A 510-nucleotide genomic window follows, 5' to 3' on the forward strand; every position below is an offset into this window, starting at 1 on the left:
ATAGCGCATACCCACCAAAAACCAAAGCCTCGAGAATTCAATTCCTAAATCAATTAAATCCCGATGGATGAATATCGGGATTTAGGTTAGGCTAGGGCTCGCATTTGGAGACGTCGCATAGTCCGGTCGAGTGCGCCCGCCTGCTAAGTGGGTAGGCAGTTTATAGCTGTCTCGAGGGTTCAAATCCCTCCGTCTCCGCAGAAAAAAACTCTCCCCGAATTCGCGGGGAGAGTTTTTTGCGACCTAGCTCGCCTCTGGTCAGAGGTTTGAGCCCTGGATCAACTAGTCAAGCAGACCTTCTGCTTCCAACCAGTCCTGCGCTGCAGTGCTGGCCTGGGCTTTTTCGTCACCCTCAACTCGGGTACGAAGATCAATTAGATCCTCAGTTGAAAGTGCTGCTGAGATTTCATTCAAGACAGCTGCTAGCTCATCGCTGTAGATATCTGAGTTCAATAGAGGAATCACGTTCTGTGATGCAATCAAGTTCTCAGGGTCATCCAAAACAACAAG

At 49.2% G+C, this 510-nt stretch carries 1 protein-coding gene and 1 tRNA gene; one reads left to right on the forward strand and one right to left on the reverse strand.

From position 1 onward, the window contains the following. Positions 1–106 precede the first annotated feature (106 nt). Positions 107–198: transfer RNA gene (locus RI518_RS08010), tRNA-Ser, on the forward strand. An 84-nt stretch (positions 199–282) separates the two neighbouring features. Here the strand turns inward: RI518_RS08010 and RI518_RS08015 are convergent. Continuing rightward, the coding region (locus tag RI518_RS08015; protein WP_310689845.1) for a glycine betaine ABC transporter substrate-binding protein at positions 283–510 on the reverse strand (228 nt) is incomplete at its 5' end.

Source organism: Pontimonas sp. (assembly GCF_031581085.1).
Taxonomy (GTDB): domain Bacteria; phylum Actinomycetota; class Actinomycetes; order Actinomycetales; family Microbacteriaceae; genus Pontimonas.